Here is a 13,569-nt window from a genome sequence, read left to right on the forward strand (position 1 = left end):
CTCACAATCTTGCTTGCAAGATTGTCCTGACTTTGCAGAAAGAATGAAGCGCAAGACGCTGAGGGTGAGGTCTGAAGGGAGCATGCCTCTGTATGTGACCGAAGCCGAATTCCGAAAGCAACACAGCGACTCGCCTTTATGCAACAGTCTCAAATAAGTCTTACCGCTGAAGTGATATGAGAAGACGCACACCCGCTTGTCTACAGGTGTGCGTCTACTATATATTATGGAAGCGTCTCTAAGAAGCGCTTAGCTATCGCAAGTCTTACCAGAAGCGGTAACGTGTATCCTCGATAGGTGTCTGCTTGACGAGCTCTTGCATAGCTCTGTATGCCATCTGCTGTCCGTAGGAGCGACGCTTCTGAGCTGTAGCTGCAGGAGAGGGCTTCGTGACGGAGGCGTCTACGTTCTCCGAGATAGGCTGGAGCACGACAACCTCCGTGCCAGCACGGAATGGCGCTGAGAGCTTACCGATAGCTGTGGTCATAGCCTTACCCACGAGTGCTGATGGGGTATTGGGTGATGTGACGTAGCTGATGTTGTAGAGCGTGTCTACGCTAGACTGCATCTCAGTAGCATAGCTGTCGAGGCTATTTAGCTTTTTGCTTGCCAGATTGGAGGCGAGCTTGTCGCCGCGCTGCTCCATCAAGACGTAGTCTCGTACTTGATCTGCTACCTGCTCGAAGGGCTGGAAGCCTGCGGGGTACTTAGTCTCAACTTGAGCTACGACTAGGTAGTCGTTTTCGCCACAGCGGAAGAGCTTGTCTGATACTGTGCCGGCCTTAGAGCGTAGTGCCCAGCTGATGATCTCACGAGAGTTGGGGATCGATGCGAGAGCAGCTGAGGAGCTGTTGATATACTCGCCACGGACGACGGATAGACCTGCTTTCTGGGCATCATCCATCATCTGGTCAAACTTCTTGTCGCTCGTAAAGATCTCGTTGATCTTAGCTTGTGCTGTGCGGAAGGTCTCCTCGGAGAAGTTGATGGGTACTGTGAGCTGTGCGATCTTGTAATGATTGACAGACGCTGTGGGGGCTGTCTTACGAACGAGTAGCGTAGCTCCTGGTCTCTCCATCTTGACAAACTGGTTGACAGCTGTCTTGGTTAGTGTGTCTAGCCCCATACCGAAGAGCTCTGCCTCGGTAAAGGTGCTGTCGGGCATACCTGTATAGTTATCCTGATTGATGAGATAACCGCCATTTGCCTTGACCTGCTCATCCATCGAGTAGGTGGCTACGATCTGAGCCAGCGTAGCAGATCCGCTCTGGATGGCTGCTATGAGGCTATCAGCCTTTGGAGCGTTGGCTGAGTCGAGCGGGATCAGATTGACCTTAACCTCTTCAGGAGCCTGCTTGCGGTCGATGAGCTTGATGAGTGTGTAGCTGTCGTTGACGATGACAGGCTCATTGACACTACCTATCGCACCCTCGCGAAGCATAGTCATGGCATTGGGTATGGTAGAGAGGTACTGCTCAAGCTCCTTGTCTGTGAAGTAGGTCTCGTAAGCGTTGCCATTGTCGTAGTTGCGTACCACCTTAGCGGGTGTCGTGGTAGCTAGAAGCTGTACGCGAGCGGAGTCTACCTCAGCCTTGGCAGCGGCATAGTCAGCCTCGCTAGGACGTACTAGGATGCTGTAGTAGTTGACCTTAGCCTGCTCAAATGGGAATGCGTATAGCTGCTTGTGGCTATCGTAGTAAGCCTTGACTTGCTGGTCTGTTACTGTGACCTGATCATTGGGCAGTATGGTGCTCGGCGTACGTACGACAGCAACGGTGCGTGTGCCTAAACCTGTGGTGTACTTCTCATCGAGTGAGTTGATGGCGTAGCTACGGGTGAGCAGTGCGTTGACCTTCTCAGAGAGTCTCTGCGTGCGAATCTGCTTCTCTGTCTCTAGCCACTGATTGCGTACAGAGATCATCATGCTTTGCTGCTCTGCTGGGAGACTCTTGATCTTATTCATATCGAGCTCGCTCATGACGCTACGGATCTGCTCAGGATCGCCCATATCTACTCCAAACTGTGAGAAGAACTGTGCTGCCCACTGTGACGTGGGTAGTCCCTCGCCAAAGATGAGTGCAGAGACCTCTGCTGGGGTGACACGTAGTCCGAGGGTCTTAGCCTCCTGCTCTAGGACGTAGTCGGCTATGAGCTCCTGTGCTAGCTGGTTGCTGATCTGCACACGATCCTGATCCGTCAGCTTGCCTTGGCGCTGACGCTCGTATGGCTCTGTGCGCTGGGTGAGCAGCTGCTGGTACTCATCGTACTTGACCTTCTTGCCGTCAATCTTGAGAGCGACCATCTTGTTGTCCTGAAGCAGTGACGAGCCTGATCGTAGACCATCACCGATGATAAATGCTAAGAGTGCCACACCTACTACGATGATGAGCAGGCCGGCACGATTTCTGATTTTCTGTAGCGTAGCCATTATATAGTACTATCTGTTTTTTCTTCTCTATGAATCGGGCTTTCAGCTATCCTCCGTTAGGTAAGAGGAGGGTGCGAAAGCTATCTAGGTCGCAAAGGTAGTTAAAATTCAGTTATCAGAGGTCTTTCCACATCTTCACAAGTTCTATACGCGTGTCTGTCGACTTGATAATGTCAAAGTGCAGCTTGCCGATCACAATCTGCTCACCTGGCACTGGAATGCGCTCGAGGTGGTTGATGATGAGCCCAGCGATAGTGATATACTCGTCGCTTGTGGGGAGTGCTAGCTGCCACTGCTCGTTGGCATCATCTATCTCTAGTCGCCCGCTGAAGGTGTAGGAGCCATCGGCGTTGTGCTTAGAGACGATTTTGTTTTGGTCATGCTCGTCCTCGATGTCGCCAAAGATCTCCTCAACTAGATCCTCGAGGGTGATCAGTCCAGAGGTGCCTCCCAGCTCGTCGATGACGATCGCGATAGACTTCTTGCGCTGCATGAGGATGCCCATGAGCTTCTGTCCATTCATACTCTCTGGGACGAAGACGGCCGTGCGTACACGCGCCTGCCAGTCAGGTCCTTTGAACATCTCGGCTGAGTGAATGTAGCCGAGGACGTTGTCAATGTTTTCTCTATAAACGATGATCTTGGTCAGTCCAGTAGAGATAAAGAGAGAGGTGAGCGTCTCTGCGTCTGTGCCGATCTCACAAGAGACAATCTCGTTGCGGGGGATCATGCAGTCTCGCACCTGTGTGGTGGAGAAGTCGATGGCGTTTTGAATGATCTTAACCTCGGTGTCGAGATCGCTTGATCCCTCTCCACTTTGACTCATATTGAGGTAGTTGTCTAGGTCTAGCGTGGTGAGCTTGGGGTGCTCTTCAGTGGTTGGCATAGCATCTTTGGGCAGTAGCAACATAAAGAGCTTCGAGAGCCCTGTGGAGAAGAGCGTGATCGGGTAGAGGAGTATGTGAAAGAACCCCGATGGCAGTGCTTTACGATACATCTGCTGGTTGGGATTCATACGATTACGCGCCTTAGGCAGATACTCCCCGAAGATAACGATGATAAAGGTGGAAATAAGCGAATTGACCGTGATCTGAAAGACTGCATTGCTACTGATAGGAGCCAGTATAGGTGCAAAGAGTCTCGTCATGACCATACCGTAGATGACCAGTACGATGTTGTTACCTACGAGTAGGGTGGTGATAAAGCGGTCGGGACGACGGTAGAGCATCGAGAGTGTACGCCCGATGATGCCCCCTCGCTTAGAGTCGAGCTTGAGACGCAGGCGATCTGCCGAGAGGTAGGCTATCTCAGTCCCTGAGAAGAACCCTGAGAGGAGTAACAGTAGGACTATGTAGGTCAGTAGCCAAATCGTGTCAGCCATGTAGTAGATGCTTCATACGTTTGCAAAGATAGTAGAAATCTAGGGATCACGACTCGCTACTCACTCATCTCAGGATCGTCCTTCACGAGCATCTGACCACTGCTCCCGTGGAAGGTGTAACGAGTGAACTGCTCATCGCTCTCGAAGTTGCACCCCTTGATGCTCCGCTCTGGAGTCTCTATCCATACACTATCTGGGGTGTAGATGCGCTTCTCCTCCTGATCCCAGTAGAGGAGGTGGGAGTAAAAGCGTGAGCCAGCACGGTTGCGTACGTTGACCTCCCCATGCAGCTCCCACAGCTTACGATCTGTCCAGTAAAAAGCGGAGTCAGCCTCTACGAAGACGGTCGTACTGTCCTGCTCGTCAAACTGCTCCGTGTAGAGCCCATGAGGGAAATACCAGTGAGCCTCTCTGCCTGTTTTGTCGTTTTTGTTGTACACATACCACTCAGGAGTGAGTAGCCTGTACTGTGTGATACCTGAGTCGGCAACGAGTGCTCGCACATCTCGGGTGTACATCGAGTAGGCGGTCTCAGGGTCTAGCCCTACGTCAGAGAGTGGTGGTGGGTCCTTGCGCTGACAACTAGTCACAGCGAGCAGAGCCACAGCAAATAAGCTGAAGCATAGTAAGAGCATCTGTCGGCTCTGTGTCTGGTGTTTGGTCATCTGCGAATAAAAAGCTAGCAGGTCAGCCAGCTGAGCGAACGCGTAGCGTCTCACTAGCTGGCTGACCCGTTTGTATACATGAAGTCTACTTAGGTAGATCCATAAAGTCTGTCAGATGCACTCTTAGCGAATGCGTGTAGACTCTCCGATCCAGCCTCCTACGTAGAAGGAGTCTCCCGAGTTGAGGTCTGGATGGAAGAAGATATCTTGCTGAGAGGGTAGATAGCCTGAGTATTGGCTGATCAGTCTACCAGCCTCACCAGAGACGCTACTATCTATGCTACGAGCTCTCTGTAGCTTGTCGATAGCAAGTCCATATACGAGACGCTGCTTGACGGGATCATCTGGGAAGATGCTTTTGGCAGAGGCTGCGTACATCTGTGCGATCAAGATAAGCGGTGCGCCAAAAGAGGGATTAGCAGCCATAGCCTTGTTGCAGTACTGTCGTGCAGAGGCATAGCTATGTGCCTTCATATCGATGACACCGAGCGTGTAGTAAGCTGTAGCCTGGAGACGCTTGTCTGAGGTGAGCGAGACGGCGTCGTTGAGGTATTGCTTAGCTTGACTCATTTGCCCCTTGTTGATACAGTCGGAGGCTAGACCCATAGCAGAGGCTGCTGTCGGCTTGATGTTGTATAGATAGCGACTAGCGGTAGCGTACAGAGGACTGTTCTCACACTTGGCGTAGCGAAACATATCGAGCATCGCCTGGAGATACTTGACGTTGTCCTTGTTCTTCTCTAGGCCTTCACCATAGATCTTTATGAGCATGTTGCAATCAGCTAGCCCGCTTGTGGCGAATAGCTCATCGAGCTGCCCCTTGAGAGCCTGTATGTTTTGTAGCTTGACGGTATCACCGGCTTCTGTGAGCGCATCGACATCGTTCTGTAGGATACCATTACCCGTCATGTAGTCATCGACATAATGCTCGTGCCAAGCAGGATTGCCGATAGCTTTATTCATAGAGGCGAAGACAAAGAAGTATACCAGCTGGCTCTCGGTCTCCTCGCCCATCTCTTCTACGACAGGCTTGGCCCAGTCGTAGATCTTGTCGTAGCTAGCCTTATCACCGTAGAGGCGTAGGTAGTCGTTGATCTTAGCAGTGGTTATGTAGTCCTTGCCATACTTAGGATCGTCACCAAAGTACTTGATACGCATGTCGTATAGCTTGAGGAGCTTCTCGATAGCATCTTGACGAGCAGCGTCATCTTGGGCGGTCTGGATCTTCCAGTTCATGATCTGCACTCCGTAGAGGTAGATGTTCTTTGTCGATCCAGGGCACTTTTCTAGAGCCTCAAGCCAAAATGGGTAGGCTTCCTTAAAGTTGTTACCCTTGACATAAGAGGTGAAGAGGCTAATGTTCTGTCGGCACTGAATGCTGTCATCCCCAGAGCCAAAAGGAGTACCCGTCTCCACACCAGTCTGAGCCCCGAGCGTTAGTGAGGTTGCTAGGAGGACTAGTATAGGGGTTAATAGATTCTTCAGTTTCATCATTATCGGTATGTACAAAAGGTTTTTAGTCAAGTTTGATGGGCTTGAACCACGCCTCGTTAAAGCGTAGTGCTACACCCAGCGTCAGATAGTGCTCCGCAAGTCCTGTACGACTGGAGGGGCGTAGGTAGGAGTATCCGAGGGTTACGTCTACGTGTGATCTCTTGTCCACGAGTGGTAGTCCGAGTCCCAGATTAGCTCCTATCTGGTAGTAGGAGTTGTAGCCCCCTAGGCTGTTGGGGATACGTAAGTACGCATTCTCACCTTGCAGACCAGCGCGATAAGCTATACGCTGGCCGTAGTGTGAGGAGCGATCGTCAGGTACCCACGACATGCCTAGAGCCACTTGCCACTGGTCTACCCCCTGGTAGTCCAGTGATTGGTTGTGGGCTAGAGCTTCGCCCCATCTGCTATATTTGACATCCGCCCCGGCGATAAGTTTACTCTCTATTTGATATGCTATACCAGCGCTGGCCACGTGTGGACGAGCAAAGAGCGACTTGCTAGAGATCGTGTCGGCATGGATGACCTGAGCCCCTTTTCCTGTTATAGCCTCCGTCTGGAGAGAGAGCTGTCGGCTCCACATGGGTAGTTTAGGCTCGTAGGTCAGACCGATGTTGATCTGATGTCCCTCAGCAGAGAGCGGTATAATCCCCTGAGTACCTATACGTACACCCACAGAGCGGATGCGGAGGTTGTCGAGGAAGGTCGGGTTGAGACTCTCCTTAATATCGTATGTGATGCGACGCTCGTGCTGTAAATTGCCAAAGAGGTAGGAGGCGTTGACACCGAGCGACCAGTAGGGGAGGACTTTCCAGGCAAAGCCTAGATAGACCTCCTGAAGGTTGCCCTGACCCTTGTAGGCATGCGCAGCGTAGTGATCCTGGACTCCAGGTACGGGCACCTTCGTGCCGTAGCGATAGCCGACAGTCGAGTAGGGGACGAGCCCAGCACTGGCCGCAAAGTGCTTGCCAAGCGGTATCAGAGCCGTAGCGTAGTCAAAGTTGCCTACCATACGAGTATCCCGCTTACCAGCCTCTGTGAGCATATTCATCCCCATTGAGAGCCCGAAGTCAAAGAGGAAGGTCATCGAGTCAACCGCCGTGTAAGAAGCTGGGTTGGCTGGGTTGATGATCATATTGTCCCGTATAGCAGTAGTCAGTCCGCCCATACCTCTGAGGGCGTGGGGCGTCTGCTTGTCTAGTCTACCTAAGCCAAAGCGACTGTAGGGAGACTCAGTGGTATTACTCTGAGCGGAGAGAGCGACGGGCATCAAGAGGGTGGTCGCTAGGAGTGCCAGTATGGTAGTGGTGCGTGCTATGTGTCGAGACATATATGCGGTCATTATATATAGAGAGTGTGGCATCTGTGACCATCGCAGGTCACGGATAACTAACTGTCACAAGAACGTGCTACTTGATACTGTAGTATATCACGCAGTCCTCGTTCCACTAAGTTTGTCTCTACAAAGGTCGGATATTTTAGCCACTTGACAAAATCCTCAGCGTATCCTCCCGTGATCCATACCTCCAGACTAGGGTAGTGCTGGTGTAGAGTTTCTACATAGGAGTCTATCTCGTGTACGATGCTTCGTGCCACACCGAGCCATATAGCTTGATCGGTCTGTTCGCCTAGCTCTTGCTGCCATAGGTCTAGATTCGTCTGGAGCCCCGACCAAGGTACACGAGGTAGGCGAGCCGTGTAGTCGTGTAGTGCTTGTAGTCGTAGCTCAGGACCCGGTGAGATGTTGCCACCCATATAGCGTCTCTCGGGTAGGAGTAGGTCGTAGGTGATAGCGGTGCCTATGTCGATGATTAGAGCGGGAGCTGAGGTGAGTCGTGCTACACCGACTACACTGGCTATGCGGTCTACGCCTAGGCTCTGCCTGTCGTACCGTATCTCAGCTAGTGGTAGCGGTGTCTCTGCGTCGAGGGTGACGAAGCGTTGGCAGATGCTTTTGACAGAGTCAAGCCAAGGTGCCTCTCTCTTTCCTACAGAGCTGTAGATAGCGTGGAGGGGCTCTGCTGGTAACTGGTAGCTACATATCAGCTCTAGTATCTGATCACTCGTGGGAGGCTCGGGGTAAAGTCGTGTCGGGTAGAGCTGTGCGTCGGTGGCTAATGCTATCTTGAGGCGACTATTGCCCTGATCTATGAGAAGGTATGTGGGAGACATGTGTTCATCTGCTACTGCTTGGCTCACAAAGGTACAGCTTTTGGAGATTAGAGATTAGTAGTTAGAGATTAGAGTCTAGTTTTCTAGTGGCACTAGTAGCACTAGGACTTCTAGTGGCACTAGTAGCACTAGTAGCACTAGTATCTCTGGCCAACAGCTAACAGCCAACAGCCAACAGCCAATCGCCAACAGCCAATCGCTAACAGCCAATCGCCAACGGCCAATCGCCAACTTAGTAGGTGAAAAGGTCGCTTATCTAGCTCGCTATTTGGTTAAGTCGATAAATAATACTACTTTTGCAGTGTATTACGTGCCTAAGGGTACGGATCTTCGAGGGCGAAGAGTACGCTAAGACACACTAAACTAATCAGAAAACAAACCAATAACAAGACAAAGTATAATTATGAAAGTAAAGCTCTTTCTGATCTCCCTCTTGTTGGGAGTAACGACTCTAACGCTGAGTGCTCAGGAGACTGTAGCACCTCAAGCTGGCACAAAGCCTGTCTACAAGACAACCTTTGAGCGCGGTGCAGCATCAGATCATTGGTTCCTAACACTACAAGGTGGTGTAGGAGCTCAGTTCCTTTGTGGCAATGAGGAGAAGCCCTTTATGGATCGCCTCCAGATGTCTTACTCGCTCTCTTTGGGCAAGTATCACACCCCCTCTTTTGCTACGCGCCTCAATCTAGTTGGTGCACAGGCTCACACCTACTATAAGGTAGGCAACGATGTGAAGAACTACGAGACAAGCTTCGTAGGTGCTCACTACGACTTCATGTTTGACATCATCAACCACTTCAGCCGTTACAACGCTAAGCGTGTCTTCCACATCATCCCATTTGCAGGTGTGGGTTACAACATGAAGTTCAACAAGGCCTTTGAGGACCTCCACCACACAGCAGCTATCGACGCTGGTCTACAGCTTCAGTTCCGTCTAGGACGTCGCGCTGATCTCGTTATCGAGGGTAAGGCTATCTACAACAACTTCAACTTTGACTACAGCAACTGTCCTAAGATCGACGCATGGAATCCTAATGCCTACAACGGTCTCTACGGAGCCCTCACAGCAGGTCTTAACTTCCGCATGGGTGGTGTTGAGTGGACAGAGGTTGTTCCTATGGACTATGACCTAATCAACGACCTCAACGGTCAGATCAGCTCACTACGTGCTCAGAATGCTGAGCTCAGCAAGCGTCCTGTATCTTGCCCTGAGTGCCCTGAGTTAACGGCACAGACTACTACGACAGAGGTTATGTCTGACAAGACGATCCTCTTCAAGTTCGATAGCTCACGCATCGACAAGAACCAGATGATCACGCTCTACAACGTTAGCGAGTATGTCAAGGCACACAATACGCCTATCCTAGTCATCGGCTACACCGATACAACTGGCGATGCCAACTACAACCTAGGCCTCTCAGAGCGTCGTGCTAAGGCTGTCACAAATGCCCTCATCAACGACTTCGGCGTATCAGCTGATATGATCACTACTCAGTGGGAGGGTGCTACAGACAAGCTATTTGACACAAAGGCTTGGAACCGTGTTGTCATCATCCGCTCTAAGTAAGTCTATAGCTCACTCAAATCATCAATCTACGAATTAAACACACTAGAAATATGAAAGCAAAAGTATTTATGCTATCACTCGTTGTCGCACTGACAGCTTTCGTAGCTCAGGCTCAGGAGGCTCAGGAGGTCGACAACCGCCCCGCATACAAGACGGAGTTTGAGCAAGACCCTGCTGCTCATTGGTTCATCGAGCTGCACGGAGGTGCTGCTATGCTACCTTTTGGCAACAAGGCTAATAAGGACGCTGAGTTTGTAGACCGCATCTCACCCATCGCCAGCCTTTCGTTTGGCCGTTGGCACTCCCCATACTTTGCTACCCGCCTACGCGGCTACGCATGGAATGTATATAGCTTTGAGAAGCCCGCTAACGAGCTCGTTCGCTATCAGAACGTCTTCGGTGCTGCTTCACTAGAGTTTATGTTTGACCTAGTCAACTACTTCGCTCCATACAGAGAGAATCGCGTCTTCCACCTCATCCCCTTCGTAGGTCTAGGTGGTCACATGAAGTTCTACTCTGCAAACGATAAGAGCGGTGACAAGCTCGGTACGGAGAATGACTACAGCGGTCTCCTCAATGGTGGTCTCGCTCTCAAGTTCCGTCTAGGCAAGCGCGTCGACCTCAACCTCGAGGGGCAGATGATGGTCTCTAAGAACAACTATCAGGGTACCCGCACCATCCATCAGCCCGCTGATGTTATGGCTCTGGTCTCTGCAGGTCTCACCTTCAAGCTCGGTCGTGTAGCCTTCCAGCCTATCACTCCGATGGACTATGACCTCGTCAATGACCTCAACGGTCAGATCAGCTCGCTACGTGCTCAGAATGCTGAGCTCAGCAAGCGTCCTGTTTCTTGCCCTGAGTGCCCAGAGGCTGCTCCTGCTACCAAGCCTGTTATCGAGAATGTTGTAGCCTTCCGTATCGGCAGTGCTAAGATCGACAAGAACCAGATGATCAACGTATACAACTCTGCTGAGTCTGCTAAGGCAAATGGTGGCAAGATCTACATCGTCGGCTATGCTGATGAGCAGACTGGTAATGCCAACATCAACATGACTCTCTCTCAGCGTCGTGCAGAGGCTGTCAAGAACGCTCTCATAAACAACTATGGTGTCAGTGCAGACAATATCGTCATTGACTTCAAGGGCGACACTGTACAGCCATTTGCTACAAACGAGTGGAACCGCGTTGCTATCATCGACATCAAGTAAGCGACTGCAACGATAACTACTTCTCACATCGTCATGGCTAAATCCTTTTCTAGATGAGGCTTGAGATGTAGAGGTACAAGCATCTGAATATAAAGAGAGGTGGTGACCGACTTGGTTGCTGCCTCTCTTTTTTATGACTGACATAAGACTTCTGGAGTTGAGAAGACTAGCGAAAAAGGACTGCTACAAAAGTCAACAGCCTCACATTCTTGCTCGCAAGACTGTCCTGACTTTGCAGAAAGGATGAAGCGCAAGGCACTGAGGGTGAAGTCTGAAGGGAGCACACCTTCGTATGTGACCAAAGCCGAATCCCGAAACCAACACAGAGAGTCGCCTTTATGCAATAGTCTCAAAAAAAGGATTAGCTAGATGCTTCCCCGATCTCTCCATTTTGGGTACCTTTGTGGTGACGGCAGAGGCGTCGAAAAATAGGTACGCGCTTCCGTCGGCAAAATTGTTATACTCACTTTATTTATCTACTTAATCGACTATGTCACAGAGTCCACAAGATGAGTCGTACCTCTTTTTGGTACGCTCTTATGGCGTGCAGGAGCTCGCCATCCGTTACTTCCCCGATGTCTTACCCGCTAGTGCTACACGCCATCTTACCCGCTTGATACGAGGTGACAGTGAGCTACTCGACAAGCTCACGCAGATAGGATACAAGCAAGGCTGTCGTATCTACACCCCCGCCATGGTGCACCTGATCGTGCGCTACTTAGGTTTGCCGCAGCACTATATCTTTGCGGAGGAATGATCCTGTGCGGAGCTGCTATGCTCCCTGTGAGCGTAGTGGCTCCGATCACAACGCTCCACAAAATCTTCGATCGAAACGCCTCAAATGTTCCGACTGAAACGCCACAAATGTTCCGATCAAAACGCCACAAACAAGACCCCGATTCGTAAGTCAAGCAGCCCAATGAGACGAGCCACCCGCCCATCTGGGCGAATGACTACTAGCTACTAGGAGGGCGTCCGTTATCGAGACAGCTTACGACGTTTTAATATGACTATGAGTTGAGATTGCTGCATAAAGGCGCATCGCTGTGTTGCTCTCGGGATTCGGCTTCGGTCACATACGGAGGTATGTGAGCTTCAGACCTCACCCTCAGCGCCTTGCGCTTCATCCTTTCTGCAAAGTCTAGACAATCTTGCTCGCAAGGTTGTGAGACTGTTGACTTTTGCAACAGTCTCGAGTTATACGTCGTGCTGTCCTCAGAGCGGACGCCCTCCCTACGAAATAGTCTCCGTGCCTTCCTACACGGAGTTACTTGTGACTTTTGCAACAGCCCCCCTTATGCGCCATACGAGCGCAGTGGTTGCCATGAGCAGGAGCAAGCCGAAGATGATCCAGTAGGTGATACACCTGGTGGATTGCTGCTTTGTCACGACCTCCTGTTGATGCTCGCTCTGCTGCTGAGCTACACGCTCTAGCGTAGTACGCTGCTGCGCTACGCTATCCCGCTCCTGGACGACACGTCGCCGAGCACGCAGGTAGTGCACGGCCGACTGCTCAGGCCACTTGGCCCCCAGCAGCGAGTCGCCCGTGAGTCGCGCGACCTCGCTCGGTGGTATGATCGTGTCTACTAGAAGTAGCTCCCACTCCTCTAGAGAGCTGTCCCGGTTACGCTGCGTAGCATCACGCACTGCCAGCTCACTATGGTGCTGTGACTGCTCTAGCGACTCCGCACTGGAGCGGTGTCGCTTGCTACCACAGCTCACTAGGAGACTGGCGGTGAGTGTGAGTGCGAGTAGTGTTGTCTTACTGAGACTGTTGCATAAAGGCGCATCGCGGTGTTGCTTTCGGGATTCGGCTTCGGTCACATACGGATGTATGTGAGCTTCAGACCTCACCCTCAGAGCCTTGCGCTTCATCCCTTTTGCAAAGTCTAGACAATCTTGCTTGCAAGGTTGTGAGACTGTTGACCTTTGCAATAGTCTCTTACTGCCTCGCATGGTACTTGTACTTATAGTCTAGTCCGAGGAGAGCCCCCGCGAAGGTCATCACCTCACCATAGGCAACCAGCACCGAGCTATCGATGACTCCCAGAGGAGGAACCGCAAAGCCCGCCACGAGGAGTCCGATGCCAGAGACTGAGAGGAGTACCGCTAGGTATAGCTGCTTATGTCCTTGGGGTCTTATCGTTTGTGCCATAGGGATAGATACTCTTTGAATGCATCAAAACAAGGACACGCCTTCAACCACTCGTGCGGCTCTACGACGCCGTTGTGGTTTAGGTCGGGACTCAGGTCCCTATGCCCTACGATCCGTGCGTTAGGGTGTATAGCGACCAGCGTCTGGAGTAGCTTAAGCATAGCGGCACGCTGCTCCGGGGTACGTGTATCCCAGGGCGTTCCGTCGGGTCTCAGTCCCCCTTCGTAGCATACGCCTAGGCTACACTGGTTGTAGCCGATAGCATGCGCCCCAGGCATGGAGGGCGGTCTCATCGATTCGATCACACCAGCACGTGTGATGTAAAAGTGGTATCCCGCCATGGCAAAGCCTCTGGCGCGGTGGTCTTGATCCAGCTGCCAGGCACTGTAAGTCATATTGCTGCGTGTAGCACTGCAGTGTATGACGATATATTTGATGTCGTTTGGTCTCATAGTATAGTGGGTTTTAGAGATTAGAGGTTAGAGATTAGAGGTTAGAG

Annotated in this window: 12 protein-coding genes; 3 read left to right on the top strand and 9 right to left on the bottom strand. The window is 51.5% G+C overall.

All coding sequences use genetic code 11. The annotated features are described in order from the left end of the window. Positions 1-265: 265 nt before the first annotated feature. The 6 genes from Q2J34_RS06395 to Q2J34_RS06420 form a co-directional block, all read right to left on the bottom strand. Positions 266-2,428, bottom strand: a complete 2,163-nt coding sequence (locus Q2J34_RS06395) for a peptidylprolyl isomerase (protein WP_298886988.1) — start codon at positions 2,426-2,428, stop codon at positions 266-268. 115 nt (positions 2,429-2,543) lie between these two features. Then, a complete protein-coding gene (locus Q2J34_RS06400; RefSeq protein ID WP_298886991.1) occupies positions 2,544-3,809 on the bottom strand; it encodes a hemolysin family protein in 1,266 nt (421 codons plus the stop codon). A gap of 56 nt (positions 3,810-3,865) precedes the next feature. Continuing rightward, positions 3,866-4,474: an LPS export ABC transporter periplasmic protein LptC gene (gene lptC, locus Q2J34_RS06405; protein ID WP_298886996.1), complete on the bottom strand. Its 609-nt coding sequence runs from the start codon at positions 4,472-4,474 to the stop codon at positions 3,866-3,868. Positions 4,475-4,597: 123 nt separating this feature from the next. Further along, complete coding sequence (locus Q2J34_RS06410) at positions 4,598-5,968, bottom strand: tetratricopeptide repeat protein (RefSeq protein WP_298886998.1); 1,371 nt, start codon at positions 5,966-5,968, stop codon at positions 4,598-4,600. A gap of 22 nt (positions 5,969-5,990) precedes the next feature. Next, on the bottom strand, positions 5,991-7,298 hold the full coding sequence (bamG, locus tag Q2J34_RS06415; protein WP_298887000.1) for a BamG family beta-barrel-assembly machinery protein: 1,308 nt from the start codon (positions 7,296-7,298) through the stop codon (positions 5,991-5,993). Positions 7,299-7,357: 59 nt separating this feature from the next. Then, positions 7,358-8,167, bottom strand: coding sequence for a type III pantothenate kinase (locus Q2J34_RS06420; protein ID WP_298887003.1), 810 nt, complete (start codon positions 8,165-8,167; stop codon positions 7,358-7,360). A gap of 376 nt (positions 8,168-8,543) precedes the next feature. On the opposite strand from Q2J34_RS06420, the gene Q2J34_RS06425 reads away from it, so the two are divergent. The 3 genes from Q2J34_RS06425 (at position 8,544) to Q2J34_RS06435 (ending at position 11,672) form a co-directional block, all read left to right on the top strand. Next, positions 8,544-9,707: an OmpA family protein gene (locus Q2J34_RS06425; protein ID WP_298889659.1), complete on the top strand. Its 1,164-nt coding sequence runs from the start codon at positions 8,544-8,546 to the stop codon at positions 9,705-9,707. Between the two features lie 50 nt (positions 9,708-9,757). Then, positions 9,758-10,915, top strand: coding sequence for an OmpA family protein (locus Q2J34_RS06430; RefSeq protein ID WP_298889661.1), 1,158 nt, complete (start codon positions 9,758-9,760; stop codon positions 10,913-10,915). 490 nt (positions 10,916-11,405) lie between these two features. After that, on the top strand, positions 11,406-11,672 hold the full coding sequence (locus tag Q2J34_RS06435; RefSeq protein WP_298889663.1) for a DUF4248 domain-containing protein: 267 nt from the start codon (positions 11,406-11,408) through the stop codon (positions 11,670-11,672). 500 nt (positions 11,673-12,172) lie between these two features. Here Q2J34_RS06435 and Q2J34_RS06440 read toward each other — a convergent pair whose 3' ends face one another. The 3 genes from Q2J34_RS06440 to Q2J34_RS06450 form a co-directional block, all read right to left on the bottom strand. Next, a complete protein-coding gene (locus Q2J34_RS06440) occupies positions 12,173-12,790 on the bottom strand; it encodes a hypothetical protein (RefSeq protein ID WP_298889665.1) in 618 nt (205 codons plus the stop codon). 67 nt (positions 12,791-12,857) lie between these two features. After that, positions 12,858-13,070 carry a hypothetical protein gene (locus Q2J34_RS06445; protein WP_298889667.1) on the bottom strand — a complete coding sequence of 71 codons (213 nt, stop codon included), beginning with the start codon at positions 13,068-13,070 and terminating at the stop codon, positions 12,858-12,860. Continuing rightward, positions 13,055-13,522, bottom strand: a complete 468-nt coding sequence (locus Q2J34_RS06450) for an N-acetylmuramoyl-L-alanine amidase (RefSeq protein WP_298889669.1) — start codon at positions 13,520-13,522, stop codon at positions 13,055-13,057. Before Q2J34_RS06450 ends, Q2J34_RS06445 begins: the two co-directional genes overlap by 16 nt. Between the last annotated feature and the right edge of the window lie 47 nt (positions 13,523-13,569).

It is taken from the genome of Porphyromonas vaginalis (assembly GCF_958301595.1).
GTDB classification, from domain to species: Bacteria; Bacteroidota; Bacteroidia; order Bacteroidales; family Porphyromonadaceae; genus Porphyromonas; species Porphyromonas vaginalis.

What these genes read in the sequence shown, in the direction of transcription:
- Q2J34_RS06395 (WP_298886988.1), bottom strand. Translation starts at nt 2,428, where the DNA reads ATGGCTACGCTACAGAAAATCAGAAATCGTGCCGGCCTGCTCATCATC.
- Q2J34_RS06400 (WP_298886991.1), bottom strand. Translation starts at nt 3,809, where the DNA reads ATGGCTGACACGATTTGGCTACTGACCTACATAGTCCTACTGTTACTC.
- lptC (WP_298886996.1), bottom strand. Translation starts at nt 4,474, where the DNA reads ATGACCAAACACCAGACACAGAGCCGACAGATGCTCTTACTATGCTTC.
- Q2J34_RS06410 (WP_298886998.1), bottom strand. Translation starts at nt 5,968, where the DNA reads ATGATGAAACTGAAGAATCTATTAACCCCTATACTAGTCCTCCTAGCA.
- bamG (WP_298887000.1), bottom strand. Translation starts at nt 7,298, where the DNA reads ATGTCTCGACACATAGCACGCACCACTACCATACTGGCACTCCTAGCG.
- Q2J34_RS06425 (WP_298889659.1), top strand. Translation starts at nt 8,544, where the DNA reads ATGAAAGTAAAGCTCTTTCTGATCTCCCTCTTGTTGGGAGTAACGACT.
- Q2J34_RS06430 (WP_298889661.1), top strand. Translation starts at nt 9,758, where the DNA reads ATGAAAGCAAAAGTATTTATGCTATCACTCGTTGTCGCACTGACAGCT.
- Q2J34_RS06435 (WP_298889663.1), top strand. Translation starts at nt 11,406, where the DNA reads ATGTCACAGAGTCCACAAGATGAGTCGTACCTCTTTTTGGTACGCTCT.
- Q2J34_RS06440 (WP_298889665.1), bottom strand. Translation starts at nt 12,790, where the DNA reads ATGAAGCGCAAGGCTCTGAGGGTGAGGTCTGAAGCTCACATACATCCG.
- Q2J34_RS06445 (WP_298889667.1), bottom strand. Translation starts at nt 13,070, where the DNA reads ATGGCACAAACGATAAGACCCCAAGGACATAAGCAGCTATACCTAGCG.
- Q2J34_RS06450 (WP_298889669.1), bottom strand. Translation starts at nt 13,522, where the DNA reads ATGAGACCAAACGACATCAAATATATCGTCATACACTGCAGTGCTACA.